This is a genomic window from Rhodococcus sp. 05-2255-1e, assembly GCF_002259025.1.
Taxonomy (GTDB): Bacteria; Actinomycetota; Actinomycetes; order Mycobacteriales; family Mycobacteriaceae; genus Rhodococcoides; species Rhodococcoides fascians.
This window is the reverse complement of record NZ_NOZE01000040.1, coordinates 206,300-233,299: the sequence shown is the minus strand read 5'-3', so window position 1 is coordinate 233,299 and position 27,000 is coordinate 206,300. Positions and strand designations below refer to the sequence as shown.

The following is a 27,000-nucleotide window of genomic DNA, read 5'->3' as shown; positions in this document are numbered from 1 at the left end:
ATTCGAGCTCGACCTAAGGAGCAAAACATGTCAATCGTGCTGGGAATCGGGGCATCTCACTCCACGTTGATGAACACCCACTGGGACAAGGTCGTTCACACCGAGCGTGCCGAGGCGTTTCGAGAAGGACTCGCGACGGCCCGCGACCGCATCGTCGAAGCACGTCCGGATGTCGTGGTTCTGGTGGGATCCAATCACTTCCGGGGGTTCTGGCTGGACATGATCCCGTCCTTCACCATGGGCGTCGGCGAGGTCGTTGCCGCAGGTGACGGCGGAACACCGAAGGGCCCGCAGAAGACCGATCCCGAATTCGCTCGTGCGTTGGCTCAGTACCTCGTCGATGCCGGCACCGAAGTCGCCATTTCGGCACGCCTGCAGATCGACCACGGTCAGTCCCACGCAATTCAGTACCTGCTCGACGGGATCGACGTCCCGGTGGTGCCGTTGGTGGTCAACGTGTTCGCCGCGCCCCTGCCGACACTTCCTCGTGTCGCCGAGCTCGGTCGCAATATCGCCGCGGCAATCGAGAGCTTCGGTGACCGCCGCGTCGTGGTCGTCGCCTCGGGCGGACTGTCACACCAGTTGCCGTGGCCCAGTGACTGGACCGCTCCCGAGGGCGAGGACGAGGAGTTCCTGGTCGAAGCCTGGTTGAACGGGCGCGGCGAATGGGAACGCTACGACAAGCGGCGACGGGAAATCATCGTCGGAGCGAAGCCGACCATATTCCCGGAATTCGACGAACAGTTTCTGCGCGATCTCGAACACGGAGATCTGCAGAAATACACACAGTGGACGTCCGAGCAGATTGCCGAAAACGCAGGAAACGGTGGCCAGGAGCTACGAACGTGGCTGATGATGGCTGCTGCTCTCGGCTTCGCGCCGGGCAAGACCCTTGCGTATTCGCCGATGCCCGAATGGTTGACGGGAATGGGCGTGGCAGTGATCGAACCCCACACCTTGCCAGGAGAGAAGAACTCATGACTGTCGCATCACCGGTTGCGGTCGGGAAGTCGCCCGCCGCTTCGGCACCCCCGGAAAGCCGCTTCATCGAAGCGGACGGTGCCACGTACCACTACTACGACATCGGCACCGGGCAGGACACGATCTTCCTGCACGGCGGCGGCCCAGGATGCACCGCGTGGAGTGACTTCGGCCCCGTCGCACCGTATTTCGAGGCAGACCGACGTTGCGTGCTGGTGGATATCCTGCAGTACGGGCAGTCGGAGAAGTGCCTGATCGATGGCCCGATGTGGGACTTCCACGCGGCCAAGACGGTGGCGCTGATGGACGCACTCGGCATCGAGCAAGCCGACTTCGTCTGCAACTCGTGGGGTGGAACGATCGCCCTGAACTTCGCTGCCCTGCACCCCGAGCGTGTTCGCTCACTGGTGATCACCGGAAGTATGCCGGTGTTCTACGGTCCACTGGCACCACTTCCCGAGCGCGGTCATCGGGGACGGACCGCACGGGACGTCTACTACGGCGGCGAAGGACCCACCCGGGAGAAGATGCGGACGCTGATCACCCGCCTGGAATGGTGCGACCCCGATCGTCTCCCCGAGGAGACCCTGGACATGCGCTACCAGCAGAGCCTCGATCCCGAGGAAACGGCACTCGCTGCGATGTCGGACAGCCCACGCGGCGAATGGCAGGACCTGACACAGCAATTGGGCCTGATCGAGGCGCCCACCTTGTTCATCTGGGGCCGCGAGGATGCATTCCTCACGCCCGACTATCCAATGATGCTCGCGCGCATGATCAAACGCGGCAATCTGCATGTGATGGACAACGTCTCGCACCATCTGCAGGAAGAGCGGCCCGCTGCGTACTACGCCGTGGTCTCCGGATTCTTCACTGCCAGCCAACATCCCTGATCGAGCGAACGAGGACACCGTCGTGAAGATTCTGTACATCCCGCTGGCCATCGGTACCGGGATCGGCGCGCTGCGCTACTTCAGCGGGCGCCTGGCCACCCACCAGCGTCTGATCCCGAACCCGTTGGCACGCGTCAACACCCAAGTACATCGCATCAATCAATAGCACCGTATCGACTGAGTAGGAGCATCCAACGTGACGCAGGAACTCGCACGAACAATTTGGACGGAACTGGCGGGGCTCGACTTCAGTGTCAGCACCATCGACGCAGGTGGCATCCCCACCCGATCGCTTCGGGCAGGTAACGGTGCCGAGCACATCGTGTTCTTGCACGGCACCAGCGGGCACCTGGAAGCGTTCGTCCAGAACATCAAGCCGCACGCGGAGCGCTACACCGTTCACGCGATAGACATGCTCGGCCACGGGTACACCGGAAAGCCGGACTACCCGTACGAAATTCCGCGCTACCGGGATCACTTGCTCGCGTACTTCGATGCCGTCGGTATCGACAAGGCGCACATCGGCGGAGAGTCACTGGGCGGCTGGGTAGGCGGTCGGACCGCAATCGACAACCCCGATCGTGTCGCTTCGCTGCAGATGATCGCGGCCGGTGGAACAGTGGCCAATCCGGAGGTCATGGATCGCATTCGCACGAGTACGCGAAAGGCCGTCGAGACCGACGACGTGGAGTTGACGCGCCGTCGGATGCAGTTGCTGATGCACGATCCGGCCAACGCGAGCGAGGAATTGATCTCGGTTCGGCACACCATCTATCACCAGCCGGATTTCATCGCAGGTATCGACAATCTCCTGTCGCTGCAGAACATGGAGACTCGGCTGCGGAACATCCTCACACCCGAGGACCTCGCTCAGATCACTGTTCCCACCCTGGTCGTGTGGGGGCGCAACAACCCGTTCGGCGACATTCCGGAGGCACACGCGATGCACCAGAACATCGCCGGATCCGAGCTTCTGTTGTTCGAGAACTGCGGCCACTGGCCCCAGCGTGAGCACGCGGACGAGTACAACGCGGCCAGCCTCGCGTTCCTCGAGAAGCACCCGATCGCATGAGTGCGACGATGCGCGCAGCCCGGGTGCACGCGTGGGGCGAAGCGCCGGTCGTCGAAGACGTCGACGTGCCGGTGCCGGCAGCGGGCGAGGCACTCGTCCGCGTCGAGGCCGCATCGGTAGCGCACCTCGACGTGACCGTCGCCAGTGGTGAGTTCGGTATCAAGCCGACGTTGCCGTACACCGGAGGCGTGGAGGGCAGCGGCGTCGTCGTCGAGTCCGCCGTGTTCGAGCCCGGCACCAAGGTCGTTCTGCGCGGCGGTGGCCTCGGACTGTTCAAGAACGGAACGTGGGCCGAGTACGTCGTCGTCAAGGACAAGGCTTTGGTCGAGGTGCCCCACGGTCTTTCACCCGAGGTCGCAGCGACATTCTGGGTTCCGACGACGACCGCCCGCGCTGCACTGGTCGACGTCGGTCGACTCGGGTCGTGGTTGCCCGACGTCGGCAGCGCTGCCGAGGAACACGTCATCGTGGCCGGTGCCGCCGGTGCCGTCGGCTCGATGGTCACCCAGCTGGCCCTGCGGTACGGAGCCACGGTGACGGCCCTCGTAGCCGACCGCGAGCAGGCGTCGCGGGTCCCTGACGGTGCCACCGCATTGGTCGCCGGTGACGACGAGCAGTTCGCCGTACTCGCCGAGCAGCGCGCGGCCACCCTGCTGGTGGACACACTGGGCGGGTCGAATCTCATCGTCAGATCCCGTTGGGTGCGCCCCGGCGGCCGCGCGGTATCGATTGGATACGTCACCGGCAACGACGTGTCGATCGGGCTGTCGAACTGGCTGCTCGACGACGTTGCACTGTTGCCGGTCAACATGATTCGGCGCGAGGAGTCCGCGCGTGCCACGGTTGCCGAACTCGCTGCACTGTTGGCTGCAGGAGATCTGACGCTCGACTACGAGAGTTTCTCGTTGGACGAGACCGGGATTGCGCTCGACAACCTCGGCGCGGGAAAGGTCCGTGGACGAGCGGTGGTCATTCCCAAGTGACGACCGTGAGCAGAAGGGACTCCGCCGACGAGGCCATCGAGCGCGTTCTCGCACATCTCACGCGAGAACGACTGCTCGCTGCCGTCCGGGCAATGGTGGACATTCCCAGCCCCACCGGCGGGGAAGCACCGCTGGCCGAGTGGATCACGTCGGATCTGGCCTCGGCCGGGGTCGACGCCGAGGTCCAGCGCATCGACTCGAGCCAGGCGAATGCCGTCGCGACCATCCCCGGCGGCGACGGACCGTCCCTTCTGCTCTACGCCCCGATCGACACGTTCACCACCGGTGATCCCGCGCTGGACATCCCCGGCGCGGCCGTGTCGTGGCGGCCGGATCTCGCACCGCGGTCGGTGGTCTCGGGCGACATCGTCGAGGGACTCGGAGCCGGTAATCCCAAGGGCCACGGCGCAGTGGTGCTGGCTGTACTGCATGCGTTGCACGCAGCCGGCGTCACTCCGCCCGGTGACGTCGTGGGCGGCTTCGGAGCCGGCGGCATGCCGAGTTTCGCGGTGTCGGGAGTCGGTGCGCCGGACCGCACGAACACCGGTCACGGTGTCGGCGCGGGGTTCATGCTCGAACGTGGGTACACCACCGACTTCGCCGTCATCGCCAAGCCCGGTTGGACGGTGCTGCACGAGGAGGTCGGGCTCGTGTGGATCGACGTGACCGTGCACGGTGGACACACTTACGTCGGCAGTCGCCACCGCATTCCGTACAGCAACGCAGTTGCGTCGGCCGGCCGCGTGGCCGTCGCCCTCGAAGACTGGCTCGAGGAATACGCACAGCGCCATCGATATTCGACGATGACGCCCCAGGGAATTGTCTCGTCGATCAGCGGCGGCCTTCGCCGGCTCGCGGCGTCGACCCCTGCGGCAGTGACGCTTCGGCTCGATCTGAGGCTGACGACCCGACAGACGCCGGCCACGGTGCTGCGCGAAGTTCGCGCCATGCTGGCCGGGGTGAGCGAGCAGCTCGGCGTGGAGGTGTCGGCACGAGCGGTGGCGGCCATTCCGGCGACCCACACGCCCCCCGACTCACCGGTGATTCTAGCGGCGGTCGATGCCTTCGAGACGGTCTCCGGTTCACCGCACCAGATCATCATGGACAACAGCGGTGCCACCGACGCGAACATTCTACGCATGCGCGGTGTGCCCACGGCTCGGGTCGGAATGCCGAAAGTGGCTGCCGTTCCCGATGGTTCGAGCATCGACTTCACGCGTGGCATGAACCTGGTGGACGTCCGAGAGATGCAGCGGTTGGCAGAAATTCTGATCCGTACCGTGTTCCTCCTGCCCTCGAAAGACGACAGTGCCCGAGCAGGATGACTGCGCCGCACCCAGCGTCGCGAACTCGGTGCTGGGCAAAACGCGGTTGATTCTCGAAGCGTTTCGACTCGACGACGACAGCCTCACGTTGACCGAATTGGCGCAGCGCACCCAGATATCGAAAGCATCGGTACACAGGCTCAGCCGGGAACTCCTCGAATGGGGAATGCTCGAGCGGTCCGGTCTCGAATATCGCCTCGGCATGCGGGCTTTCGAGTTGGGGAGCCGCGTCCCGAGATTACGTGTTCTGCGTGACGCCGTCCGGCCGTTCATGGAGACCCTGCATCATCGGACCCACGAGACAGTGCATTTGGCGGTGCTCGACGGCCACGAAGTTCTGTACCTCGAAAAGGTCGCCGGCGGCCCCGCTTCCGCCCGCCCGTCACGGATCGCGGGTCGGCTTCCGCTGCACTCGACGGCCACCGGGAAGGTGCTGCTCGCATTCGGGCAGCCGAAGCTGTTCAACGATCTGCTCGCCAGGGGCCCGCTGGAGCGGGTGACCCCGGCGACGATCGTGCTACCCGGCATGTTGGCCGAGCAACTTCGCCGAGCGAGGGCCGACGGGTACGCCTCCGAACGGGAAGAGATGACCGCAGGCTACTGCTCGGTCGCTGCGCCCATCTTCGGGCCCACCGGCCTGCTGTTGGCGGCGGTGTCGTTGACTGCGCCGGCCGCCCGATCGGACCTGCCGCAGTTGGCCACGCTGGTGAAGTCGCTGAGCGACAGCGTCTCTGCTACCGGCGTGGTCAACTGACCCCTAGCTCATCGACCCTCGAACTGCGCAGCACGCTTGTCGAGGAACGATCCGATGCCCTCGGCGGCGTCGCGTAGCTCGAGGTTGGCCATGACGTGTTGCTCCTCGACCGCCATGGCCTCGTCGATGGGCAGGTGCAGGCCGCGATCGATCACGGACTTCACCAAACCGATCGTGGCGGTGGGACGGTCGGCGAGTCGACGTGCTTCGCGGGCAACAACGTCCTCGAAATCGTCACCGGCGACCACGTCGACCAAGCCTTCTCGTAGAGCTTGCTCCGCCGTGAACTTGGTGGCGTCGATGATGAATCGTTTGGCCCGGTGTGCGCCGACCAAACGGGGCAGCCGTTGCGATCCACCGGCACCGGGAAAGATCCCGAGATCTGTCTCCGGAAATCCGAACATGGCCTTTGCGTGCAGGATTCGCAGGTCGCAGGCCAGCGACAGTTCGGCACCTCCACCGAGTGCATGGCCGTTCAGCGCTGCGATCACCGGTTTGGGAGCCAGTTCGAGCAAGCGTTGCACCACCACCCATCGACGCATGTCCCGATAGGTATCGGGATCGAGTCGTTGCATGACCCGCAGATTCGCTCCACCGACGAAGATTCGGTCCTTGCCGCGAACCACCACACATCGCACCGTCGGGTCGTCCAGCACGGTGGGAAGATGTGTGATCATCGATTCGATCAGTTCCGGATCGACGATGTTGATCGGCCCGTGGTCGATCACCACGGTGACGATGTCGCCGTCGCGCTCGTAACGATGGCCGGTCGGTTCGGTACTCATGAAAGAACTCCTTCGTTGTGCAGGTCGACCAGCTCGTCCGGAGTCAGACCCAGCTGTTCGACGAGGATGTCGTCGGTGTGCTGGCCCAGAAGTGGTGCTGCTGTGCGTAATCCGCCCGGGGTAGCGGACAGGTGCGCGACGAGACCCTCGTGCGCAACGGATCCCGCCAGTGGGTGTTCGAGGGTGGGGTAGAAATTGCGGGCGCGCAGCTGTGCGTCCGTGTCCACCAGGTCTCGTCCGTCGCGGACGGGATATGCGGCGATTCCCTGGCTCTGCAGGCGCTCCGCGAGCACGTCGGCGTCCGTCGTCGCGGCCGTCTGCGTGAGCGCTTCCCATGGATCGTGCTCGACGGCTACCCCGATCGCAGTGAGCGCGTCGTCCAGCGCGTCGGGAATGCAACTCCCGACCGCTATCCATCGGTCGTCACCGAGGCTCTTCAGGATTCGTGCCGAGTCGGTCGGAACCTTTTCCGCCACTTGACTTTCGAGAGTGGCGGTGCCCAAATTCGACGCCATTGCCTCGAGCTGCGACAGGTCGACGTGGCCGCCTTCACCGCGATAGAGCAGTTCGAGTGCGCCGATGACAGCCGAATTCGCAGCGACCATGTCGCCGAGTCCGAACGTCAGCCCCTGTGGATCGCGATCGGCCCGTGCTGTCTCCGCTGTCAGTCCGGACATGGCCGCGAGGGTGTCGGCGAAGGTCACGGCATCGCGCCACGGTCCCGTCTGGCCGGTCCCGGCCATGGACACCAACACGACGCCGGGGTTGATCTTGCGAAGTTGTTCGTAATCGAGCCCCCATCGGGCCAGGACGCCCGGGCTGAAATTTTCCACGACGACGTCGACATCCGCGGCAAGGCGACGCAAGAGATCCTGGCCGGCTTCGGTTTTCAGATTCAACGCAACGCTTCTCTTGTTGCGGTTGAAGTTGAGGAAGTAGCCACCGTCGTCGAATCCGGCGTCGGGGCGCAGCCTCATCCCCGGCGAGAAGCGGGTGGGGTCCTTGCGGTGGTACGACTCCACCTTGAGAATGTCGGCACCGTGTTCGGCGAATGTCTTGGTGACGTACGGACCGGCCAGAACCCAGGTCAGATCGAGAACGCGGACTCCGTTCAGTGCGCCGGTCGTACTCGCCCCGTCGGCCGGTGCGCGTTCGTCGCGATGTACCTCGGCCGCGTCGTCGCGCGGGTTCGGTCGCGGAACGGCCCAGGCTTCGGCTGCCGTGACATCGCGAGGCTCGGCGAGGCGGACGGGTCTCGGTAGCGCGGGTGACTCCCAGCCGAAGCCGACGTCCCGGTAGCTGCCCTTGCTTCCACTGTGGACGAAGAACTGTCGATCCAGTAGCTGCGGATTGTCCAGCAGCGCAGGTCCGTTCGCCACCTCGGCCCAGGGCAATGCTCGACGACGGGCCTCCTCGGCGAACGGTCCGGCCGAGCGTCGACCGGTGAAGCGGGACACCACTGCATCCACATGTGCTCGCTCGCGCCACCGAATCTCGTTGTCCTGCCAGCGGTCGTCCGCCAGATCCTCGGCCTCGCCCTCTTCGACCATCCAGGCCAGAAGGTCCGTCCACATACGGGGGGATCCGGAATAACCGCCGGCGAGGAACCCGTCGGATGCCCGGAACACTCGGTGGGCGACGTGACCGTAGATGCCCGAGGTGCGCCCGGGAATCGTCCCGCCGTGGATCCACGAGATGGCACCGATCTCGAGCGTGGCCGCGACGGCCTCCTGCGCAGAGATCTCGACCAATTGCCCCGCGTTCGTTCGACGTCGTGCAATGAGGGCGAGCAATGCGCCGATGGCACCGTGGGTGCCGGCGAGTTGAGTTCCCTGCTCGCGTGGCGGTGGCTCGGGGGCCTGCCCGGCATCGCCGCAGAGCCACGCCATCCCGCCTGCTGCGGTGATCACGGTGTCGTCACCGAGCCACTCTCGGCGTGGGCCCGAATTGCCGAACGGGGTGATCACCGTGTGCACGACCGCGTCCCACAGCGACGGCCTACTCTCGCGCAGAGCAAGAGTGCGAAGCCTGGGTGCGGGGCCGGATTCGAGTACCACGTCGGCCTGCGCGATCAGTTCGATCAACGTGGTGTCCGAGACGGTTCCCGAATGTCGAAGGACCTTCTTCCCAGCGTGCCAGTGCAATCGGTCTGCCGCCGAATCCGAACTATCGTGGAGGGCTACCCGTACGACGTCGGCACCGAGGCCGACGAACACACGCGCGGCCTGATATCCGAGCCGGTCGGTGAGGTCCAGTACGCGAATCGCAGGAACGGACAAGTGAAAGCTCCTAATCTTGTTGGTGCGCTTCGGCATCGAACGCGGAGGTCGGAATACCGCGATCGCGCAGTGCGCGCCGGTTCAGTTTCTTACTGGCCGTGGTCGGCAAGGCCGTCTCCACGTTGACGTACCGGGGGACCGCGTGGCGCGGTAATTCCTGCGCGCAGTATCGGAGAAGATCGCGCGGGCAGATGTGTCGTCCGTGACGGGGGACGACGGCGAGCAGAACCTCGTCCTCGGTCAGCTCGGACGGCACGCCGACCGCAGCAGCCTGGGCAACGTCCGGGTGGCCGGACGCCACCCACTCCACTCGTTCGGCATCGACAGTCAAACCCCGGCGTCGGATCGTGTCTGCGGTTCGCCCCTCGTAGTAGAGCCACCCGTCGACCAGACGCCCGCAGTCACCGGTGACGAACCAACCGTCACGCCAGGCTTTTCGGGTGATGTCGGGTTCTCCGACGTATTCGGTGAAGGTCAGGTTCTCGCCATACGGCCGTACCTCGAGCGAGCCGGGCGTTCCGTCGTCCACCGTACGTCCGTCGTCGTCCACCACGCGCACTCGATAATCGTCGACGACTCGACCGGCCGCGCCCGGGCGCGGCACCACATCGGTGGTGGCCACGTCACCGAGCTCGGTCGATGCATACGCCTGCCGTAGCTCGACACCGAAGCGCTCCGCCACGCTGTGGAACATCCAGTCCGGTGCAGGCCCGCCGTAGGCGCGCGAAATGGTATGAGCGCGATCGTCTTCGGTGGCGGGGGAGCGAAGCAGAATCGCGCACACCGCACCCATGAAGTTGAAGGCGGTGATGTGCTCTTCCCTGGCGGTACGCCAGAACCGTCGGGCGGAGAAGTCGTCGACCACCAGTCGGGCCCCGGACATCACCGCGGGTAGGAACGCCGCATGACGGGCATTGACGTGTTGCCAGGGAAACACATTGAGCAGCACGTCGTCGGAGCCGTAATGCATGGCGCGGCAGACACGTCGGGCCTGACCGAGCCCGACTCCATTGCACAGAAGAGCGCCTTTCGGGCGCCCTCCGGTGCCCGACGTGACCATGATCGCGGCCGGGTCGCCCGGGGACGTCCGATGACGCGACGGTGTGGTCTGGGTTCCGTCCGTCACCGCAGCCAGGCCGTCGACGTGGCCGTCGACAGTCATCGTTGCGACACCAACGGATTCGCCGAGCCGAATCAGATGCGGCTCCATGGCCAGCCGCGCCGGAGACGCGACAACGAGCACAGCGGAGCCCGCAGTCATCAGCTGACGAGCGACAGTGGGATCCAGTGCCGTCGGGATCGGCAGCTCGATCGCTCCGAGCCAGGAGATGGCCGTGGTGAGTGTCGCGGCCGCGGGTCCGGACGAACACGCGGTTGCGACAACGCTGCCGGCACCGACGACACCGGCCATCGAGCCGGCCATGGCCAGGGCGTCCTCGAGTAGCCGACCGGCGCTGATGCTCGGCCCGCCGACGCGACGGATCACTTCACCGTCGGCGTCGGCGTGGGCGCGGAGCTCGACTGCCTCGGCCCACGAGGTCGGGTCGATCACGCCGGGAGTGCTTCCCTTTCGGCCACGAGACCGAGAGCGATGTCGATTATCATGTCCTCCTGGCCACCGACCAGTCTGCGACGGCCACATTCCATCAGTAGGTCACGAACGTCGACTCCGTAGGCACTCGAGGCAGCCTCCGCATGCCGAAGGAAGCTCGAGTACACGCCTGCGTAGCCGAGCGTCAGCGTCTCGCGGTCGACGCGGACCGGTCGATCCTGAAGCGGACGAACGATGTCGTCGGCGGCGTCCTGCAGCGCGAACAGGTCGCTTCCGTGAGTCAGTCCGGTCAGGTTCGCAGCAGCGATGAAGGCTTCGATGGGGCAATTTCCTGCCCCGGCTCCGTGTCCGGCCAGCGACGCGTCCACTCGGTACGCGCCGTTCTCGACCGCTACCAGCGAATTGGCAACGGACAGAGACAGATTCTCGTGGGCGTGGATGCCGATCTGGGTTTCCGGTCCGAGCACATCGCGGTAGGCGCGAACTCGAGCCTGGACGTCGCCCATCGTCAGGCGACCACCCGAGTCGGTGACATATACGCAGTGGGCGCCGTACGACTCCATCAACTTGGCCTGCTGTGCCAGAGCCTCGGGTTCTGCCATGTGCGACAGCATCAGAAAGCCGGACACATCCATCCCGATCTCGCGGGCCGCCGCAATGTGCTGGGCGGAGATGTCTGCTTCCGTGCAGTGAGTGGCAACGCGTACCGACCGGACCCCGAGCTCGTATGCCCGCTTCAGATCGTGGATCGATCCCACACCGGGGAGCAGGAGAGTGGTGAGGGTGGCGCGCTGGATCACCGACGCGGCAGCCTCCAACCATGCCCAGTCACTGTGCGATCCCGGCCCGTAGTTCAGCGACGAACCTGCCAACCCGTCGCCGTGCGCCACCTCGATCGCGTCGACGCCGGCAGCGTCGAGCGCGACGACGATGCGGGCAACGTCGGTGGGGGACATGCGGTGCCGAACGGCATGCATACCGTCCCGCAACGTGACGTCCTGGACGTAGATGGGGGTGCTCATCGGAGTGCCACCTTTCGGCTTGCGATGCGTTCGGCGACCTGGATGCCGGCGGAGGTCATGATGTCGAGATTGCCTGCGAAGGCGGGGAGATAGTCTGCAGCGCCTTCGACTTCGAGAAACACCGAGACCTGATGTGTGGGCCGCGGTGCGGACGGGTCGGCAAGCAACGTCTCGACGGGCTGATCGTCGGGGACCGCGACAACCTGGACCTCCTGCTTCAACCGATAACCGGGCACGTAGGCGGAGACATCGGCCACCATCGCGGACACGGATTCGCGGATACGTTCGGTGAGAGCATCACGACCGTCGTCGGTCACGAGGGCAAACACGGTGTCGCGCATGATCAATGGCGGCTCGGCCGGGTTGAGCACGATGATTGCCTTACCGCGTGCTGCGCCGCCGACGGTCACGATCGCCGCGGATGTGGTCTCGGTGAACTCGTCGATGTTCGCGCGGGTTCCCGGCCCCGCAGATCGGGATGCGATCGACGCCACGATTTCGGCGTAGGCGACGGGAACGACGCGGTTGATGGCCGCGACCACCGGAATGGTTGCCTGCCCACCGCAGGTGACCATGTTGACGTTGCGTGCGGCGATGTGGTTTTCGAGGTTGACGGCCGGGATGACGTACGGCCCGATCGCGGCCGGGGTCAGGTCGATCATCGTCTTTCCCAGTGGTTCGAGCCGAGCTGCATTGGCCTGGTGGGCTTTTGCCGACGTCGCGTCGAACACGATGTCGATCTCGTCGAACCCGTCGAGCTCGATCAATCCCTCGACTCCACGATGGGTGACGGGTACGCCGAGTGCTCGGGCACGCGCGAGGCCGTCGGAGTCGGGATCGATCCCGACCATGGCACCCATCTCGAGTACCTCGGAGCGGCCGATCTTCATCATCAGATCGGTCCCGATGTTCCCAGATCCGATGATGGCGACTCTGGTGGCGATTGGCATGGGCTTACCTCACTCACGGACTGCGGCGTCACTGCCGTTGTGGCAGAACTGCTCCAGCTTCACAGCTGAACGGCGATCGACGCACGAATCGGGTCCGTTGAGCGATACGGCCTATGCCAGACGTTGCGCAGGGAAGACGCTCGGCGTGCTCATGGCCGCGTGGGTGTGCTGCCGAGTGATGGCGTGCGAGGCGAGCCGGAGTGCGTTGATCAATGCGGCGTCACCGGTGTGGTCCACCGGCACGGTCAGGGACAGTGCCGCAATGGCGTTGTCGCCGGAATCGTAGATGGGCACGGCGAAGCTCTTGTATCCGACCAGAGCCTCTTCGCGCTCCGTCGCCAGGCGTTGATTACGGATCGACACCATCTCGCGGCGGACGGCGTGCATGCTTCGCGCGCTCTGCGCGGTCAGCCGTGGAAAGTCGCTCTCCACCAATTGGTCGAGCAGCCGATTGGAGTCGGGAGCCATTGCCAGAAGCAGCTTTCCGGACGCTGTACACGTCAGTGGGAGACGGCCGCCGACACGGGAGAGCGAGTGCACGCTTCGCGTTCCTCCGAGTTTTTCCAAGTAGCACGTGTGCGTGCCCTCGCGAACCGCCAGGTGTGCGGTTCCCCGCGTCGACGCGACGAGATCGACGAGGACCGGCCGGCCTACTCGGCGAAGCAGAGATGTGCTGCCTGCGCGCTGACTCAGGGCGAACACGCTGAACCCGATTCGGTACTCGTGACCGACCCGCTCGAGCAAGCCGAGTGCCACCAACTCCTGTGCCAACCGGTATACCGACGGCTTGGGAACGCCACTGCGCTCGCAGAGGTCGACCAGACGAAGCGAGTCGCTGTCGCCGTCGAAGGCCGAGAGTATCGAGAAGGCCTTCCCGAGGACAGAGTTGGGCGGAGCCAGCGATGAGTCCTCATCCAGGTCGAACGGGTGTGCCAACACGGACATGGTTGCCTCCTGCGCTCACGGGTGACGGATGTGCGCCCCATCACATCCACCATCATTATCCAGATGGATAACAATGTCCAGCCCGGTGAGCGGATCGAAACGCGTTGTTTACGACGCGTCGAATATCTGGGGTCGGTTCGGTCACCGAAACTCCCCGATACGGCGTCGCTCCGCGGCTGGCACATTGGACCGTCGAAGTCCGATATGGCGCTCGCCGAACGAGATGTTGAGGGAACACATGCACAACACGCAATTGCTCATCGCAAACGAGTGGGTCGATGCCTCCGATGGCCGTACCGGCGAGACCGTGGACCCGGCTACCAACCAGGTGATCGGACGGTTCGCCGAGGCCACGATCTCGGACGTCGACGCTGCGGTGGCCTCCGCACGTGTGGGGTTCGAGTCCGATGCCTGGCAGGGGATGAGCCCGGATGCCCGAGGGCAGCTGCTGTGGCGGATTGCCGACTTGCTCGACCGAGACGCCAAGGAAATAGCGGCACTCGAAACCGCGGACCAGGGGCAGCCGACGTTCATGAGCGTCGGCGTCAACCTGCCGCTGACCGCTCAGGTCTTCCGGTACTACGCGGGCTATGCCACCAAGATCGAGGGCACCGTCTCGCCCGTGTCCATTCCCGGGAACCTCAGTTTCCAGCAGCGGGTACCGGTCGGTGTCTGCGCGCTGATCACCCCGTGGAACTTTCCGCTCGCCATTGCTGCGTGGAAGTTGGCACCGGCACTGGCCACCGGCAACGCGGTAATTCTCAAGCCTGCCGAACAGACGCCGCTGTCGACCATGAAGCTGGTGGAACTGTGCCTCGAAGCGGGAGTGCCCGCGGGCGTGGTCAATCTGTTGACCGGAGGACCCGAAGTCGGTAAGGCGTTGGTGTCCCATCGCGGTGTCGACAAGGTGTCGTTCACCGGATCGACCGAAACCGGTCAGCACATCGTTCGAGCCTCGGCCGGAAATCTCAAGCGCGTATCGCTCGAGCTCGGTGGCAAAGCCCCCAGCATCATCGCTGCCGACGCCGACATCGACGCTGCCGTCGCAGGCAACCTGCAGGGCGCTGTGTTCAACACGGGTCAGGCCTGTGGTGCCTACACCCGGTTCTTCGTACACAGCTCGCGCGCAGAGGAATTCACCTCCAAGATCGCCGCGGCAGCCGACGCGTTGCCGATCGGTCCGGGATTCGACCCGTCGACGGTCATCGGCCCCCTGGTATCCCAGGAACATCTCGATCGAGTGCATTCCTACGTCGAATCCGGTCGGTCACAAGGAGCCGAATTGGTGACGGGCGGAAGCCGCGTCCAGGGCGATCTGTCCGACGGATTCTTCTACAAGCCAACGGTATTCGCCGGAGTGCGCGACGACATGACCATCGCCCGAGAGGAAATCTTCGGGCCGGTGCTGTCGGTCATGGCCTACGACGACGAGGACGAGGTCATCGCTCGGGCGAACGATACCGAGTACGGGTTGGCTGCGGTGGTGTGGACCAAGGCACTCGACTCCGCACTCACACTCCCGCCCAAGTTGCGCTTCGGCACGGTGTTCGTCAATCAGCTGCCCCTGCTCGACCCGGCATCACCCTGGGGTGGTTTCGGGATGAGTGGCTGGGGCCGTGAATTCGGTTCCCATTCGATCGATGCCTATACCGAAGTCAAGACGACGTTCATCAACCTCGCCTAGCCGGATGCGCGGCTTCGCTGCACGTGCACGGAAACTCGGTCTCTACTACGAACTTCCACTCACATGCGGCGAAGCCGCTCTTCCCAACTATTTGCCGCAGCCGTTGAACGAACACACGGTGGGATGACACGTCCCGTCTCCGCGCGCAGCGCCCGCCGGCTGGAGGCACCGCATGGCCTGCAGGCTGCGGGAGATGCCGATTCCGGCGGTACGCAGCGCTCCGGCAACGCGATTGACGTTCATTCTCGAGGTCGGTGCGGTGACCGACAGTGCGCCGGCCAGAACAGCGTTACCGCTGAACACCGGAACTGCAACGCTCATGTAGCCCAGTCGCGTTTCTTCGACCTCGACGGCCAACTGGTCCTTACGCATTCGCTCGAGTTGCTGCGCCAGGACTGCGACCGACATCGTCGTGCGTGAGGTATGTGCGACGAAGCCCTGCGCCACGACCTCGTCGAAGACCTCTCGTGGCGAGAACGCCAACATGATCTTTCCGGTTGCCGTGCTGTACAGCGGAAGTCGTCCCGCCACCCGCGAGTTCTCGTTCAAGCCCCGATGGCCCACGATCTTCTCGATGTAGAGAACGTCGAAACCTTCACGCACAGCGAAGTGGACGGTCTCCTGGGTGGCGAGAAGCAAGTCCTCCATGTACGGCAGGGCAGCGTCGCGAAGAATGCGCTGTCGGGGGACCATCTGGCCGAGCTCGAACAGCCGCAGCCCCAATCGGTACTTCGTGCCTGCACGTTCGAGCAAACCCCATTCGACCAACTCGCCGGCCAGCCGATGCACGCTGGCTTTGGACACACCGCTACGACGGGTGAGTTCGGTCAGCGAGAGGTCGGTATTCGTACTGTCGAACGCGTCGACGATCAGCCTGGCCTTGGCCAATACCGAGGTCATGTCCGCAGTCGGCTCGATGTCCAGCGGTCGCGGACCGGTCGCAGATCGTGCGGAGAGTGCGGAAGACATGCTCACCTCTATCGTCGAAATGTCTGAAACCCCCCTCGACTTCGACGTTATGCCCTTGTTCACCTTTTGTTCGGGTTTCGGGGTCCACTGGGTGAACCTGTTTCGGGGTGTTAACAATTGCGGGCGACAGCGATCATTCGTCGAACAGAGGTCGAGCGTCGAAGATGTCCGGCTCTGCTGCAGCAATACTCTGAATGATGGTCGAGTAGGCGAACCAGCCCACCTTGTCCACCCCGACCGCCTCGAACGTCTGCGCCGCGATCTTGTCGTGCAGAACCACCGGATCTCCGGCGGCACACGCCGCCAACTCGGCCTGCATCGAACGTTCCATCGAGACGTACCACCACACGGCCGCCTCGACGGATGTTCCCACGGTGAGGTGGCCGTGATTGGACAGGATCACGGCCTTGTTCGTACCCAGCGCCGCGGCGATTCTTACCCCTTCTTCGGCGTCGAGAGCCACTCCGTGGTACTCGTCGTACAGTGCGTGGTCCTGGTGAAAAGCGCAGGCGTCCTGGGTGATCGGCTGCAGTAGCCGGTGCAGGGACGAGAACGCTTTTCCGTGCAGCCCGTGTGCGTGCACGGCTCCGATCACGTCCGGGCGGGCTTCGTGCACCGTGGAGTGGATGACGAAGGCTGCTCGATTCAACGGTCCCGATCCGGACAGAACGGTGCCGTCGGCACCGACGTGCAACAGCTCCTCGGGCCGCACCTGGGAGAAATGGCGTCCGAACGGTGCGGTCCAGAAGGTATCGGGATCTTCGGGGTCACGGGCGGTGATGTGGCCGGAGATGCCCTCGTCGAGGCCGAATTTCGACAATATGCGGTAGCCGCCCACTACCGCGATCTTGCGACGCGTCCGCTCTTCTGCGCTGCTCAGACCAACGGGTGCATCCGGTATCGAGGCGAGTTCGTCAATCGCTGCTGCCGAGCCCGGCATCACTTGACTCCGTAGCGGCCGAGGAACCGCCTGGACAGCAACCGCAGTACGCGGTCGAACAGAAAGCCCATGATTCCGAGAGTGATGATCCCGACGAACGTCCAGTCGATGCGGCCGTAATTGCGCGCCTGCCAGATCATGGAGCCGATGCCGGCATCGGCAGCGACGATTTCGGCCGACACGATGGTCAAGAAACTGTTACCCATGGCCAACCGAGCTCCGGTCACGATTCCCGGGACCGTGGACGGCAGCACGACCGTCTTCATGATCTGTAGCCTGCCTGCGCCGAGGTTCGTGGCCGCCTGCAGCTTGTTCTCGCTGATCGCGACTGTCGCAGCGATCGTACTCACGGTCACGATGAACACCGAGGTGTAGAAGATGAGAACTACTTTGGATGTTTCGCCGATGCCGAACCACACCACCGCCAGCGTGACGAACGCGATGGGCGGGATGAACCTGAAGAATTCGATGTACGGATCGAGCAGCTGGCGGACGATATTGATGCGGCCCATCAGAATTCCCACCGGCGCGCCCACGATCACACCCAGAACCCACCCGATGAGGATTCGTTGCCCGGACGCCTGAATCGATGTCCACAGGACCCCGGTGTCGGACAGTTCTTTCGCAGCCGAGACGACAGCCGCGGGCGACGCCATCGTCGTCGGTCCATACCACCACGCCAGGAACGACCAGAGTGCGAGACCGATTGCGGCCGAGACGACGAACAGAGCAGCGGTACGCATCGCAGACTTTCCCGCACCCCACGCTCGATTGCCCCGACCAGGCTTGGCCGGCGACGCAGCCTCGGTGCGTCCTGCGATCACGGCGGTCATAGCGTGTCCTCCTCGATACCTTGATTGCGAAGCGAGGCAACCACTTCGGCACGAATGTCGTCTCGTAGTCGTTCGTAGAGTTCGACGACGGCGGGATGATTGCGGTCACGCGGACGTGGAGCATCGACCTCGTACACGCTCTTGATGCGAGCGCTCGGACCGGCTGTCATGACGACGACACGGTCGGCCAAGGTGATCGCTTCGTCGATGTCATGGGTGACGAACACGACGGTGCATCCGGTGCGCCGCCAGATTCCGTCCAGTTCGGTTTGGAGAACTTGACGCGTCTGGGCGTCGAGGGCACCGAACGGCTCGTCCATCAGCACCAAGCGGGGTTGATTGGCGAGCACGCGCGCGATCTGGACACGTTGCTTCATGCCACCGGACAATTGCGTCGGGTACTTGCTGCCCGCGTGCTTCAGGCCGACCATGGCCAAGTACTCGGTTGCGATACGCGCCTGTTCGGCCTTGCTCGATCCGTGCATGCGGGGGCCGTACGCAACGTTCTGGCTGACGGTCATCCACTCGAACAATGCTTCGGAACTCTGGAACACCATGCCGGCGTGGGTGTTGTTTCCTTTCACCGACTCGCCGTCGCAACTGATGTCGCCTGCTGCCACCGACACGAACCCGGCCAGGGCCGACAGCAGCGTCGACTTGCCGCACCCACTCGGCCCGAGCAGGCAGACGAACTCGCCCGGTCGGATGTCGAGGTCGATGCCGCTGACCACCTCCAATTCGCCGAATCTGATGGCTACGTCGCGTGCCTCGATCGGAACGCCCTCCACTGTGTCCACACTCATCGTGATCCCTCCGTCGACCAACCGACGAGGAGCGCCGTGTTCAGGTCGGGTTGGTTGTTCATGGCACCGATCTCGGTGTAGAAATCGACCACGCTCTGGGCATCGGCAACGCTGGTCGGCGTCAAATCCTCTACTGCGTAATCGATTTCGTCGATCGACTGCACCGTCTGGGCTTCGTCGACGTTCACTGCGGTTTTCGTCGCCGCCGCCGCGGCCTGCGGATCTGCTTCGACCTCTGCCGTTGCCTCCGACAGCACGTCTCGAACGGCGCGTGCGGTGTCCTCGTTGCCATCGAGCCACGACTGGGTCGTGATTGCCCAATGGTGGTAGAACCAATCGAAGTCGCCGGTGGTCGCCACGACCTTGCCGGTTCCCTGGTCGATCGCAGCGCTCGGCCAGGGCTCCCACATCACGTATCCGTCGATGTCACCGCGACTCAGGAGCGCAGGCATGTCGGTCGGGGTTGCCGAGATCATCTCGACGGAGTCGGGAGAAACACCGTTCGCTTCCAGGTACTTGACGGTCGAAATCTGGCTGAGTCCGGCGACGATGCCCAGCTTGCGTATCGATTGCGGACCGTCGACGCCGTTGCGGAGTACGACTTTGATGTATTTGCCCGACGACTCGTACGAATACATGGCACGTAGCGCCGGGTTCTGTTGGAGCTGGGCGATCGTGGTCGTGTCCGAACTACCCGCCATCTGTACCTGGCCGGTGGACAGTGCATCGACTGCTTCACCACCTCGGCCGAACTGAACCAATTCGACGTCGAGACCGGCTTTTTCGAAGAGGCCTTGCTCGTCGGCCACGAAGAACGGCGCGTACGACGCGTCGATACCGACCGCGATGCGAATGCTGCCGGTGGAGCTCGTTGCAGCCGCGGATTCGGTCGCCGGGCGGGTGCACGCACCCGCGAACAGTGCGGTGATTGCGGCGAGTGCAACAAGACTCGATGTGGTCACTGTCGATCGTGGGGCCATGGGCGCACGCTTTCCTTGCTGTGATCTGGACCGCATTTCGCGGCGGTGTGAGGCAAAGCTAGTGGCGGTCCGACCCTGCGCCCACCAACGCGGTCCACCGTGCGGACCCGACCGATGTCTTAACGTGGCCGAAACCCAGCGCAACGATGTCGGATGAATTCGTAGTGGGGTCTGGTGGCCGGACCGTCGGACGTACACGTCAGCGCGAACACCGACATCATCATGTCTTCCGATACATGGGACTGCTGCGGCATCCGTGTCGACCGCACTCCACATCGAAAGGCACAACATGCTCTTGAAACGCACTTTTCCGACCGCCGGTCGGGCGCTGGCCGTCGTGGTGGCCTCGGTGGTCGTGCTCGCCGCAGGCTGCTCGCGACCGGCCACCGAAGCAGCGGCGACCGCCGATCTGGTCCGGATCTCGGTCGGTGTCGATCCGTCGTACGCGCCGATCTTCCTCGCTGACAGTGAGGGAATGTTCGAGGCCGCAGGCCTCGATGTCGAGATCATCCAGACGGAGGGCGGGGCGGCCGGTGCGCAGAACGTGGTGGCGGGAACGTCGGAGCTGTCCGGCAACGCCGATTCCACTGCGCTCACTGTCATGGCCGCGAACCCGAGCCTTCGCGCACTCGGAGTGTTCCAGGATTCGGACCGCTACTTCCAGGTCGTTCTCCGGGACGGGGTCGCACCGGCGGACATCAAGACAATGGGGGTGTTTCCCGGAATCGGTTTGTACTTCACCGATTTGTACCTGCGGAGCCTGGGGATCGACCCAGCTGCGGTGACTCTGGTGACCACGAGCCCGCCGGAGCAGCCGGCGCTGCTGGCACGAGGTGACATCGACGGGTTCATCTCGTTCGACCCGTGGGTCGGGCAAGCGGAGGATGCCGGGTCGACAGTCGTCGCGACGACCGGTGATTTCGGCGCGAAGTATTCGCAGTGGATCATCGCATCCGAGGGGTGGCTCGCAGCCAACGAAGAACTTGCAGGCAAGGTGTTCTCGGTCATTGCCGAGGCATCTGCGATCGTCAACACCGATCCGGCTCGTGCCGCGAGGGCGGTGTCCTCGGAAATCCAGATGGATGCCGCCGAAGCGCAGGATCGGGTGTCGCAGATCGACTTCGGCGGTCGAGACTTCACCGAAGCCGACGTCCAGCAAGCTGGGAGCCTGGTCGACTTCTTCGCTGCACAGGGCAAGTTGGCAGGTCCGGTCGACCCGTCGGCGGTGCTGCTCAGCGGCTGGGTTTCGCAGCACGCAGGCTGACAGCGCTGCCGCTGCCTCGACACACGCGGGGCCGCGGTAGTGCCGCGCTTCCTCTCGGTCTCAGATACTCGAGCGGAATGTCACGCGTCGTACGCGACGTAGTGCAATTCTGCGTCGCGGCGCTCGTCGTACAACGTCGTGTACGCCTTCGCAATGACGTCCGGTTCGGCCTCCGGATGACCTGCCCCGATGAGGGCGGTGATGCCGACGTGGGCAACGTAGACGCCCTTGGGTTCGAGAGCGTTGTGCAGATTCAGCACCCAGTTGCGAAGGCCCGCAGCGGCGATGTTGACGTTCCCCAGGAACGGCATCGGACTGATCGAACCGCCACCGGTGGTCACCAGGATCGTTCCGGTGCCGGCGGCGACCATGTCGGGGACGACATCGCCGATGGCGCGGAGCGCTCCGCCGATATAGAAGTCGATCTGCGGCTGCAGGTTCTCAGGCGACACCTCGAGCACATCCACGGGAACGAGTGTCGGATCCGCCGGGGAGAACTCCAGCACATCGATCGGTCCGAGGTCGGCCTTGATCCGGCCGAGGGCGGCTGTGATCGTGTCGGGCCGACTCACATCGGCGGCAAAGCCGCGAGCGCGAAATCCTTCATCGGTCAGAGTGCCGGCGAGGGTATCGAGCTTGGCCTGGTTGCGGGCGACGAGGGCGATGTAGAAACCCTTGCGGCCGAACGCGCGAGCGATTTCCAGACCGAGGCCTGGGCCGGCTCCGATGATGGCGATGAGGGGCATGAGGATCCTTCCGAGAACCGCCGAGTAGGCGGTGTAGACAGGCGATGGGCTAAGTTGAGGTGGGCCTCACTTAATTCGTACCCTAACTTGAGGCCGCACTCAACATCTAGGAGTTGGCATGGTCCCCGACAAAGGACTTCGGCGAGACGCACAGGCGAACCTGGACAGGCTCCATTCCGCAGCTCTGCGGGTGTTCGCCGAGCACGGGTTGGGGGCACCTCTCGAAGACATCGCTCGGGAAGCAGGAGTGAGTATCGGCACGCTCTACAACCGTGTCGGATCACGCGAGGCACTCATCGACGCCGTCGTTCCCGCCGTTGCAGGCGAGAAGCTCAAAACACTTACCGAGCGCACGCTGGCTCAGGGATCGCCCCGTGCGAGATTGCAGACATTCGTCGACACGATGATCGATCTTCAGCTGAGCGACCCGGCGCTGAACGACGCCATGCTCCGACGGTTCCCGAACGCGACCACGTTGATCGACGCCTGCCAGCGCTCGACGGCTCTGGGTGCGAAACTCGTCGACGAAGCACACGCCGCCGGCGTGCTCTCGACGTCGTTCACGGCGGACGACCTCATGGCGATGTTGTGGATAGCAGGCACGTCGAGCCGCGACGGGGCGGCACCGCCCGGCTGGCGTCGCGTCGTCGAACGCGGTCTCACCGCGGCCTGGACGACCCAGTTGGATTAGTCGCCGCGCTGCACGTTTCCGTGCGGCGTCGAGGCCATCACCTCGACTCGTCCAGGTAGATCTGCGTCAGTGTTCGCAGGCGATTCCCATCGAAGCTGTCCCCGTGCCCGGCATAGGCCCTGGCGACGTCGAGGGTCGCGAGCTCTGCCATGGATCGGCGGTAGTCGGCGACGTTCGAGCCGTGGCAACGATCGATCAGAATGTCGTCGTACACAACGTCTCCGGAGAAGAGTGTGCCGTCGTGTTCGGAGTACAACGCGATGCCGCCCGGAGTATGACCCGGTAGGTGCAGGACCGTGTAGGTGACGTCGCCCAGATCGATCGTCGCGCCGTGCTCCACGGGGAGAACGGTCGCCGCGGGCCTGAGCCGATAGAGGTCGATGTCGTAGTCCGGTTCGGGTAGTGCATCGAGAAGAATCGTGTCGTCGGTGACACCGAACTCGCGCAAGTCCATTCCGAGTTCGACGCCCAGCGGGGCACCGCGCAGACTTCCCGGTGGTGGAGACGTCAGGTTCTCGTCGGGGTGTGCGAGGCACGTGTCGAACTCGTGTGCTCCTCCCATGTGATCGAGATGTGCGTGTGTGACGACGACGATCGGATCGCGATCGAACAGGTGGGGGAGGTGTCCGCGCAGAGATGCGACACCGAGTCCGGTATCGACGATCAGGTCTCGATCGCGGCCGCGAAGATGCCAGACGTTCGCCTGCAGGAGTGGATGAACAGAAGGTTCGTCGATCCGCGTCAACGTGGCCGTCTCCGAGCGCGATCTGAACCAGGGTCCAGCACCCGGCGTGTCCTTCGCGGTGCCGGATGCCGGCGTCGACAAGCTGGTCGGCATCAGATCTGTTCCTTTTCTCGTGTCCCGGTCGTCGTTGTTGCGGTCCGCGTCGGCCGATGTGCTTGCGCGATGCGCGATTCGGGGCGCGCATGTGCTGGTTCGGCGGCATCGGTGATTCGGGCGCGATCCGTCAGTGCTGAAAGTGACAGGTAGACCGCGGTGGTCACGACCGGTCCGACGATCCAAGACACGTCCGCTCCGCCGAGAGCCTCGGCGATCGGCCCGGTGAAATCCGTCGTACTGACGCACAGGAGCGCCGACGCAGCTCCGATCAGGAAGGCACTCATGCCGGCAATGCTGAATCCGCGGTGAAACCAGAAGCGGCCACCGGGGCTCAGGTCGTTCAGTTCCCAGCCGTCGTAGGCGTTGTGGCGTCGCAGCTGATCGACGACGTAGATCGTGATCATCGGGACCAGGAGAACCACGGTCAGCTCGAGCAGTGCGCTCAATGCATCGGTGAAGTCTGCGACGAACAGTGCGTAGGCCGCGAATGCCACACCGAGTGCGCCGTCGAAGAGCACCGTGACCGATCTCTTCAACGTCAGGCCCACTGCCTGCAGGCACAGGCCCGAGGAGTACATGGTCAACACGTTGTTCGCCATGGAGCCGATGACGATGACCAGCAACAGAATCGGGTAGAACCAACCGTCGACGATGGTCCCCAGGCTGGTCTGCGCGTCGGACATGTCCACGGCAGTGCCGGCGAGCGCACCCACGGCACCGAGTGCCACAGAGGGCAGGTATCCGCCCAATGCGGTCCACGATGCGACTGCCACGCGGGAGGCGTCCGGCGGCAGATACCGTGCGTAGTCGGGACTCACACCCCAGGACAAGGGGCATGCGGCGATCAGAGCCACACCTGCCGCCATGGTGGCCAGGGTTGCGCCGCCGGTCAGAGCTTCCGGCGGCTGGTAGCTCCAGTTCGTGTTCGCCACCACGAAGACCCCGAGTACGACCATGGCGACAGTCAGGGCAAGGGTGATGATTCCGCTGACGCGCATGATGGTCGCGTGTCCGTACACGCTGACGACCAGCGTCAGGGCAGCGATGACGATGAGGATCGCGGCCTCGCCCCACAGGGGTAGATCGACTCCGAGCTGATCCAGGATCGCGACGCCGGCAAGGGTGCCCAGACACAGATTGATCGCCTCGTAGGCGATGAACACCGGCCACGAGAACACGCCCAGGCTGATGCGATTTCCGCGGGTACCGAACTGTGCTCGGGTGATCACGCTGCTCGGCGAGCCCGACACCGGACCGCTCGTGGCCATGAAACCGATTGCGGCCCAAAACAGGTTGCCCACGGCCACGACGACGATGGCTTGCCACAGGTTCAGTCCCAAGACGATCAGGAGTCCGCCCAGAACTACGTACAAGAAGTTGATGTTCGATGCCGCCCACACCGCGAACAGGCTCCGGGGGTGTCCGAAGCGTTCGTCGTCGGGTATTCGGTCGATGCCGTGTGCTTCGACCTTGCCGACATCGTTCGTGCCTGGCCCACCGCGGGTGTCCGTCACGCGTTGCTCCTTATTGTCACCACCACCAACAGCTTGTTGGTGGTGGTGACAATACGCGTGACCCACGTCTCCGCAACCCGAACGATCGAACTCCTCGCGACGAATTTCGTTGGGTCTCGATATCCTCCTGGCGCGCGCATCTACCGGTGGTAGCGTCGTCGTCATGACGCTGTCGGCGACCAGCACGCACCGCCGGAAGGATCCGCAGTCCAGGCGTCGGGAGCTCGCAGAGGTGGCCGGGAGGCTGGCGATGTCGGAGGGGTTGGGGCAGCTGACGGCCAAAAAAGTTGCCGACGAGGTCAAGGTGTATCCCGGCCTTGTCAACCACTACTTCAAAACCTCGGACGGGCTGATCGCTGCCGGGTTCGCGGCAGCGGTGGAGGGCCGTCGCTCGCAGCGAGTCGGTGCTGCAGCCGATTCCGCCGATGCACTCGACCGTCTCAGAATCTTCCTGGACGAAGCGACGGACCCGAGCCACGATGAATATGCGCTGCTGTGGCTCGACGCTTGGCGTGAGAGCACCCGCCGCCCGGCACTGCAGCAGGAGGTCGTGAGCCAGATGGAAGTCGATATCGACACCCTGATCAAAATTCTCGAATCCGGTTGCGAACAGGGTCGTTTCGCGCCGCTGGACTGCGCTTCGACTGCGATGCGCATCCTCGCCCTCATCGACGGAACCTTCGCGCAGAGTGCCGTCAGAACAGCGTTGTCGGAGACCTCTGCCATCAACTACCCGATCGCGACGGACATGGTCTTCCGGCACACCGAGCTCGAATTAGGGCTTGCGCCTGGAACTTTGGTCTCCAGCTGACCCGGTCCTCATAACGAATCGGATGTTCGCGGCGTCGTGTCGTTCCGGTTCGCGTTCGACGCATCGACCAGATTCTCTCGGAGAAAGCGAGTCGACAACGCCGACCAGTGTTCGGCGTTGCCCATCGCGCAGTGGTCGTCGTCGGCGTACAGAACCAATTGGGCGTTCGGTGCGTCGACGGCGAGTTCGATCGAGTCACGGGTGCTGGCCAACGTGTCTGCGGCTCCATTGATCACCAGCAGTGGGATGTCGATATCCCGGTAGCGATGCCGTAGGGACATTTTCGAGGTCTTGCGCGCCAAGTCCAGGATTCCGGTCGCACCGAGTGTGCGGATGAGCGTCGATATCATCACCTCGGGCATCCCGATCGAGTTGATCGCACCGAAACTGCGGTGCGTCAGCGGACCGTTGGACACAGCCACTTTCAATCGTGGATCCGACGCGGCCATGCGTGCGGACCAGTATCCGCCGAAACTGAAGCCCATCATGCCGATTCGGTCCGCGTCGATGCGCGCATCGGCCGCGAGGAAGTCGATCACTGCCGAGTACACGTTCTCGGACGCAGCTGTCATGGGTTCGTCGTACGAGTAGGTTCCGGGCATTTCCATGACGAACGTGCCCAGTCCTGTCTCCCGTTGCGCCAGTAGGGGAAGCAATGTTTCGGCAATGGTCCCTTCCAGACCGTTCGTAACCAGGACTGTCGGAACGTGTTTCGCGTTCAGCGGTAGCGCGAGAATTCCGTGTACCCGGTCGGAGGTACCGGGCAGGGCGATGTCGACCACCTCCACGACGTACCCCATAACCGGTGCGAGGGCGAGCAACAACGACTCCGACAATCGAGTCGACCTGCGATAGGCGTCCTGGCGTCGCGGCGTCCCGCCCGGCCATGCGGCGACGAAGTAGTACACCAACGCCTTGATCAACCCGTCGACAGCGACGGCCGCGTCGGATGCGTCGGGATGCTGAGCGATGAAGCGTGCGGTCGCGTGTGGATCGGCTACCGTTCCGCGGTCGGCGAGGATCGACGCCGCTGGGGCGAGTGCGCCGCCCAATTCGGACAGTTCCGCGCCGGTCGGAGCATCTGTGTCGAGCAGCCGAGTACTCACGGGCGCATGCAACCGTGACAAGGCCGCATCGGCGCGTTCGAGGTGCTCGGTGGCGAAAGTCGACCAGTAGGAAACCCACCTGTCGTCCTCGAAGGAGCGGCATCGAGCCAACTGGCCGCGGAACTCGTCATCGGGTATGCCGCCGAGGTGGGTGACACGGTCCACGAACAGACGAGGCAGAAACGGCGCGACACCGCCTCTGTGCGAGGCCCTTTCGGTGGTATGGGTCAGTGCTCTCGCGCTGACTCGTGCCCGCTGTCCCCATTCGATCATCGAC

26 protein-coding genes are annotated in these 27,000 nt (G+C 64.1%); 11 read left to right on the top strand and 15 right to left on the bottom strand.

Annotated elements, in window-relative coordinates:
• Positions 1 to 27 precede the first annotated feature (27 nt).
• The 7 genes from CH262_RS24475 to CH262_RS24450 are packed head-to-tail and all read left to right on the top strand — an operon-like array spanning position 28 to position 6,008.
• Positions 28 to 981, top strand: a complete 954-nt coding sequence (locus CH262_RS24475) for a catechol 1,2-dioxygenase (RefSeq protein WP_094693249.1) — start codon at positions 28 to 30, stop codon at positions 979 to 981.
• Entirely contained in the window at positions 978 to 1,874 is an 897-nt protein-coding gene (locus CH262_RS24470; RefSeq protein ID WP_094718630.1) for an alpha/beta fold hydrolase, read from the top strand. The genes CH262_RS24475 and CH262_RS24470 overlap by 4 nt, the downstream gene beginning before the upstream one ends.
• Before the next feature lie 22 nt (positions 1,875 to 1,896).
• A complete protein-coding gene (locus tag CH262_RS27860) occupies positions 1,897 to 2,040 on the top strand; it encodes a hypothetical protein (protein WP_155288885.1) in 144 nt (47 codons plus the stop codon).
• Positions 2,041 to 2,070: 30 nt separating this feature from the next.
• Positions 2,071 to 2,946 (top strand): alpha/beta fold hydrolase, encoded by an 876-nt coding sequence (locus CH262_RS24465; RefSeq protein ID WP_032385612.1) that lies wholly within the window; start codon positions 2,071 to 2,073, stop codon positions 2,944 to 2,946.
• A complete protein-coding gene (locus CH262_RS24460; protein WP_256988963.1) occupies positions 2,943 to 3,929 on the top strand; it encodes an alcohol dehydrogenase catalytic domain-containing protein in 987 nt (328 codons plus the stop codon). The genes CH262_RS24465 and CH262_RS24460 overlap by 4 nt, the downstream gene beginning before the upstream one ends.
• A gap of 5 nt (positions 3,930 to 3,934) precedes the next feature.
• Entirely contained in the window at positions 3,935 to 5,254 is a 1,320-nt protein-coding gene (locus CH262_RS24455; RefSeq protein ID WP_228139170.1) for a M20 family metallopeptidase, read from the top strand.
• Positions 5,238 to 6,008 carry an IclR family transcriptional regulator gene (locus CH262_RS24450; protein WP_094718629.1) on the top strand — a complete coding sequence of 257 codons (771 nt, stop codon included), beginning with the start codon at positions 5,238 to 5,240 and terminating at the stop codon, positions 6,006 to 6,008. The genes CH262_RS24455 and CH262_RS24450 overlap by 17 nt, the downstream gene beginning before the upstream one ends.
• 8 nt (positions 6,009 to 6,016) lie before the next feature.
• On the opposite strand, the gene CH262_RS24445 is transcribed toward CH262_RS24450, so the two are convergent.
• The 6 genes from CH262_RS24445 to CH262_RS24420 form a co-directional block, all read right to left on the bottom strand.
• On the bottom strand, positions 6,017 to 6,793 hold the full coding sequence (locus CH262_RS24445; RefSeq protein ID WP_094693255.1) for an enoyl-CoA hydratase/isomerase family protein: 777 nt from the start codon (positions 6,791 to 6,793) through the stop codon (positions 6,017 to 6,019).
• On the bottom strand, positions 6,790 to 9,072 hold the full coding sequence (locus CH262_RS24440) for a CaiB/BaiF CoA-transferase family protein (protein WP_179275096.1): 2,283 nt from the start codon (positions 9,070 to 9,072) through the stop codon (positions 6,790 to 6,792). Before CH262_RS24440 ends, CH262_RS24445 begins: the two co-directional genes overlap by 4 nt.
• Positions 9,073 to 9,082: 10 nt before the next feature.
• Complete coding sequence (locus CH262_RS24435) at positions 9,083 to 10,624, bottom strand: AMP-binding protein (RefSeq protein ID WP_179275095.1); 1,542 nt, start codon at positions 10,622 to 10,624, stop codon at positions 9,083 to 9,085.
• Positions 10,621 to 11,646: a 4-hydroxy-2-oxovalerate aldolase gene (gene dmpG / locus CH262_RS24430; protein WP_094718626.1), complete on the bottom strand. Its 1,026-nt coding sequence runs from the start codon at positions 11,644 to 11,646 to the stop codon at positions 10,621 to 10,623. The genes CH262_RS24435 and dmpG overlap by 4 nt, the downstream gene beginning before the upstream one ends.
• Positions 11,643 to 12,596, bottom strand: a complete 954-nt coding sequence (locus CH262_RS24425) for an acetaldehyde dehydrogenase (acetylating) (protein ID WP_094718625.1) — start codon at positions 12,594 to 12,596, stop codon at positions 11,643 to 11,645. Before CH262_RS24425 ends, dmpG begins: the two co-directional genes overlap by 4 nt.
• Positions 12,597 to 12,707: 111 nt before the next feature.
• A complete protein-coding gene (locus CH262_RS24420; RefSeq protein ID WP_048319529.1) occupies positions 12,708 to 13,541 on the bottom strand; it encodes an IclR family transcriptional regulator in 834 nt (277 codons plus the stop codon).
• Positions 13,542 to 13,779: 238 nt separating this feature from the next.
• Between CH262_RS24420 and CH262_RS24415 the strand changes: the two genes are divergently transcribed.
• Positions 13,780 to 15,225, top strand: coding sequence for an aldehyde dehydrogenase family protein (locus tag CH262_RS24415; RefSeq protein WP_094718673.1), 1,446 nt, complete (start codon positions 13,780 to 13,782; stop codon positions 15,223 to 15,225).
• A gap of 87 nt (positions 15,226 to 15,312) precedes the next feature.
• On the opposite strand, the gene CH262_RS24410 is transcribed toward CH262_RS24415, so the two are convergent.
• From CH262_RS24410 to CH262_RS24390, 5 genes are all read right to left on the bottom strand, one after another.
• The gene (locus CH262_RS24410) at positions 15,313 to 16,125 is read right to left on the bottom strand and encodes an IclR family transcriptional regulator (protein ID WP_179275106.1); all 813 of its coding nucleotides are present in this window, start codon (positions 16,123 to 16,125) and stop codon (positions 15,313 to 15,315) included.
• Positions 16,126 to 16,327: 202 nt separating this feature from the next.
• The gene (locus tag CH262_RS24405; RefSeq protein WP_094718623.1) at positions 16,328 to 17,134 is read right to left on the bottom strand and encodes a class II aldolase/adducin family protein; all 807 of its coding nucleotides are present in this window, start codon (positions 17,132 to 17,134) and stop codon (positions 16,328 to 16,330) included.
• Positions 17,134 to 17,967, bottom strand: coding sequence for an ABC transporter permease (locus CH262_RS24400; protein WP_032385606.1), 834 nt, complete (start codon positions 17,965 to 17,967; stop codon positions 17,134 to 17,136). The genes CH262_RS24405 and CH262_RS24400 overlap by 1 nt, the downstream gene beginning before the upstream one ends.
• Positions 17,964 to 18,770: an ABC transporter ATP-binding protein gene (locus CH262_RS24395; protein ID WP_094718622.1), complete on the bottom strand. Its 807-nt coding sequence runs from the start codon at positions 18,768 to 18,770 to the stop codon at positions 17,964 to 17,966. The genes CH262_RS24400 and CH262_RS24395 overlap by 4 nt, the downstream gene beginning before the upstream one ends.
• Entirely contained in the window at positions 18,767 to 19,750 is a 984-nt protein-coding gene (locus CH262_RS24390) for an ABC transporter substrate-binding protein (protein WP_094718621.1), read from the bottom strand. Before CH262_RS24390 ends, CH262_RS24395 begins: the two co-directional genes overlap by 4 nt.
• Positions 19,751 to 20,039: 289 nt before the next feature.
• Here CH262_RS24390 and CH262_RS24385 point away from each other — a divergent pair, with 289 nt between their 5' ends.
• Positions 20,040 to 21,014: an ABC transporter substrate-binding protein gene (locus CH262_RS24385; protein WP_094718672.1), complete on the top strand. Its 975-nt coding sequence runs from the start codon at positions 20,040 to 20,042 to the stop codon at positions 21,012 to 21,014.
• An 80-nt stretch (positions 21,015 to 21,094) separates the two neighbouring features.
• Here CH262_RS24385 and CH262_RS24380 read toward each other — a convergent pair whose 3' ends face one another.
• Positions 21,095 to 21,760: an SDR family NAD(P)-dependent oxidoreductase gene (locus CH262_RS24380; protein WP_094718620.1), complete on the bottom strand. Its 666-nt coding sequence runs from the start codon at positions 21,758 to 21,760 to the stop codon at positions 21,095 to 21,097.
• A 118-nt stretch (positions 21,761 to 21,878) separates the two neighbouring features.
• Here CH262_RS24380 and CH262_RS24375 point away from each other — a divergent pair, with 118 nt between their 5' ends.
• Positions 21,879 to 22,451: a TetR/AcrR family transcriptional regulator gene (locus CH262_RS24375; RefSeq protein ID WP_094718619.1), complete on the top strand. Its 573-nt coding sequence runs from the start codon at positions 21,879 to 21,881 to the stop codon at positions 22,449 to 22,451.
• 37 nt (positions 22,452 to 22,488) lie between these two features.
• On the opposite strand, the gene CH262_RS24370 is transcribed toward CH262_RS24375, so the two are convergent.
• Both CH262_RS24370 and CH262_RS24365 read right to left on the bottom strand, forming a co-directional pair.
• Positions 22,489 to 23,289, bottom strand: a complete 801-nt coding sequence (locus CH262_RS24370; protein WP_094718618.1) for an MBL fold metallo-hydrolase — start codon at positions 23,287 to 23,289, stop codon at positions 22,489 to 22,491.
• Complete coding sequence (locus CH262_RS24365) at positions 23,289 to 24,806, bottom strand: purine-cytosine permease family protein (RefSeq protein ID WP_218829327.1); 1,518 nt, start codon at positions 24,804 to 24,806, stop codon at positions 23,289 to 23,291. Before CH262_RS24365 ends, CH262_RS24370 begins: the two co-directional genes overlap by 1 nt.
• 163 nt (positions 24,807 to 24,969) lie before the next feature.
• Here CH262_RS24365 and CH262_RS24360 point away from each other — a divergent pair, with 163 nt between their 5' ends.
• Positions 24,970 to 25,617: a TetR/AcrR family transcriptional regulator gene (locus CH262_RS24360; RefSeq protein WP_094718616.1), complete on the top strand. Its 648-nt coding sequence runs from the start codon at positions 24,970 to 24,972 to the stop codon at positions 25,615 to 25,617.
• A gap of 8 nt (positions 25,618 to 25,625) precedes the next feature.
• On the opposite strand, the gene CH262_RS24355 is transcribed toward CH262_RS24360, so the two are convergent.
• The gene (locus tag CH262_RS24355) at positions 25,626 to 26,996 is read right to left on the bottom strand and encodes an alpha/beta hydrolase family protein (RefSeq protein ID WP_256988960.1); all 1,371 of its coding nucleotides are present in this window, start codon (positions 26,994 to 26,996) and stop codon (positions 25,626 to 25,628) included.
• Between the last annotated feature and the right edge of the window lie 4 nt (positions 26,997 to 27,000).

Bases quoted from the DNA above. Each gene is read 5' to 3' on its own strand.
- CH262_RS24375 (WP_094718619.1), top strand. From the start codon at position 21,879: ATGGTCCCCGACAAAGGACTTCGGCGAGACGCACAGGCGAACCTGGAC.
- CH262_RS24475 (WP_094693249.1), top strand. From the start codon at position 28: ATGTCAATCGTGCTGGGAATCGGGGCATCTCACTCCACGTTGATGAAC.
- CH262_RS24385 (WP_094718672.1), top strand. From the start codon at position 20,040: ATGCTCTTGAAACGCACTTTTCCGACCGCCGGTCGGGCGCTGGCCGTC.
- CH262_RS24370 (WP_094718618.1), bottom strand. From the start codon at position 23,289: ATGCCGACCAGCTTGTCGACGCCGGCATCCGGCACCGCGAAGGACACG.
- dmpG (WP_094718626.1), bottom strand. From the start codon at position 11,646: ATGAGCACCCCCATCTACGTCCAGGACGTCACGTTGCGGGACGGTATG.
- CH262_RS24410 (WP_179275106.1), bottom strand. From the start codon at position 16,125: ATGACCTCGGTATTGGCCAAGGCCAGGCTGATCGTCGACGCGTTCGAC.
- CH262_RS24405 (WP_094718623.1), bottom strand. From the start codon at position 17,134: ATGCCGGGCTCGGCAGCAGCGATTGACGAACTCGCCTCGATACCGGAT.
- CH262_RS24360 (WP_094718616.1), top strand. From the start codon at position 24,970: ATGACGCTGTCGGCGACCAGCACGCACCGCCGGAAGGATCCGCAGTCC.
- CH262_RS24355 (WP_256988960.1), bottom strand. From the start codon at position 26,996: ATGATCGAATGGGGACAGCGGGCACGAGTCAGCGCGAGAGCACTGACC.
- CH262_RS24460 (WP_256988963.1), top strand. From the start codon at position 2,943: ATGAGTGCGACGATGCGCGCAGCCCGGGTGCACGCGTGGGGCGAAGCG.
- CH262_RS24425 (WP_094718625.1), bottom strand. From the start codon at position 12,596: ATGCCAATCGCCACCAGAGTCGCCATCATCGGATCTGGGAACATCGGG.
- CH262_RS24445 (WP_094693255.1), bottom strand. From the start codon at position 6,793: ATGAGTACCGAACCGACCGGCCATCGTTACGAGCGCGACGGCGACATC.
- CH262_RS24395 (WP_094718622.1), bottom strand. From the start codon at position 18,770: ATGAGTGTGGACACAGTGGAGGGCGTTCCGATCGAGGCACGCGACGTA.
- CH262_RS24420 (WP_048319529.1), bottom strand. From the start codon at position 13,541: ATGTCCGTGTTGGCACACCCGTTCGACCTGGATGAGGACTCATCGCTG.
- CH262_RS24415 (WP_094718673.1), top strand. From the start codon at position 13,780: ATGCACAACACGCAATTGCTCATCGCAAACGAGTGGGTCGATGCCTCC.
- CH262_RS24470 (WP_094718630.1), top strand. From the start codon at position 978: ATGACTGTCGCATCACCGGTTGCGGTCGGGAAGTCGCCCGCCGCTTCG.
- CH262_RS24390 (WP_094718621.1), bottom strand. From the start codon at position 19,750: ATGGCCCCACGATCGACAGTGACCACATCGAGTCTTGTTGCACTCGCC.
- CH262_RS24400 (WP_032385606.1), bottom strand. From the start codon at position 17,967: ATGACCGCCGTGATCGCAGGACGCACCGAGGCTGCGTCGCCGGCCAAG.
- CH262_RS24380 (WP_094718620.1), bottom strand. From the start codon at position 21,760: ATGCCCCTCATCGCCATCATCGGAGCCGGCCCAGGCCTCGGTCTGGAA.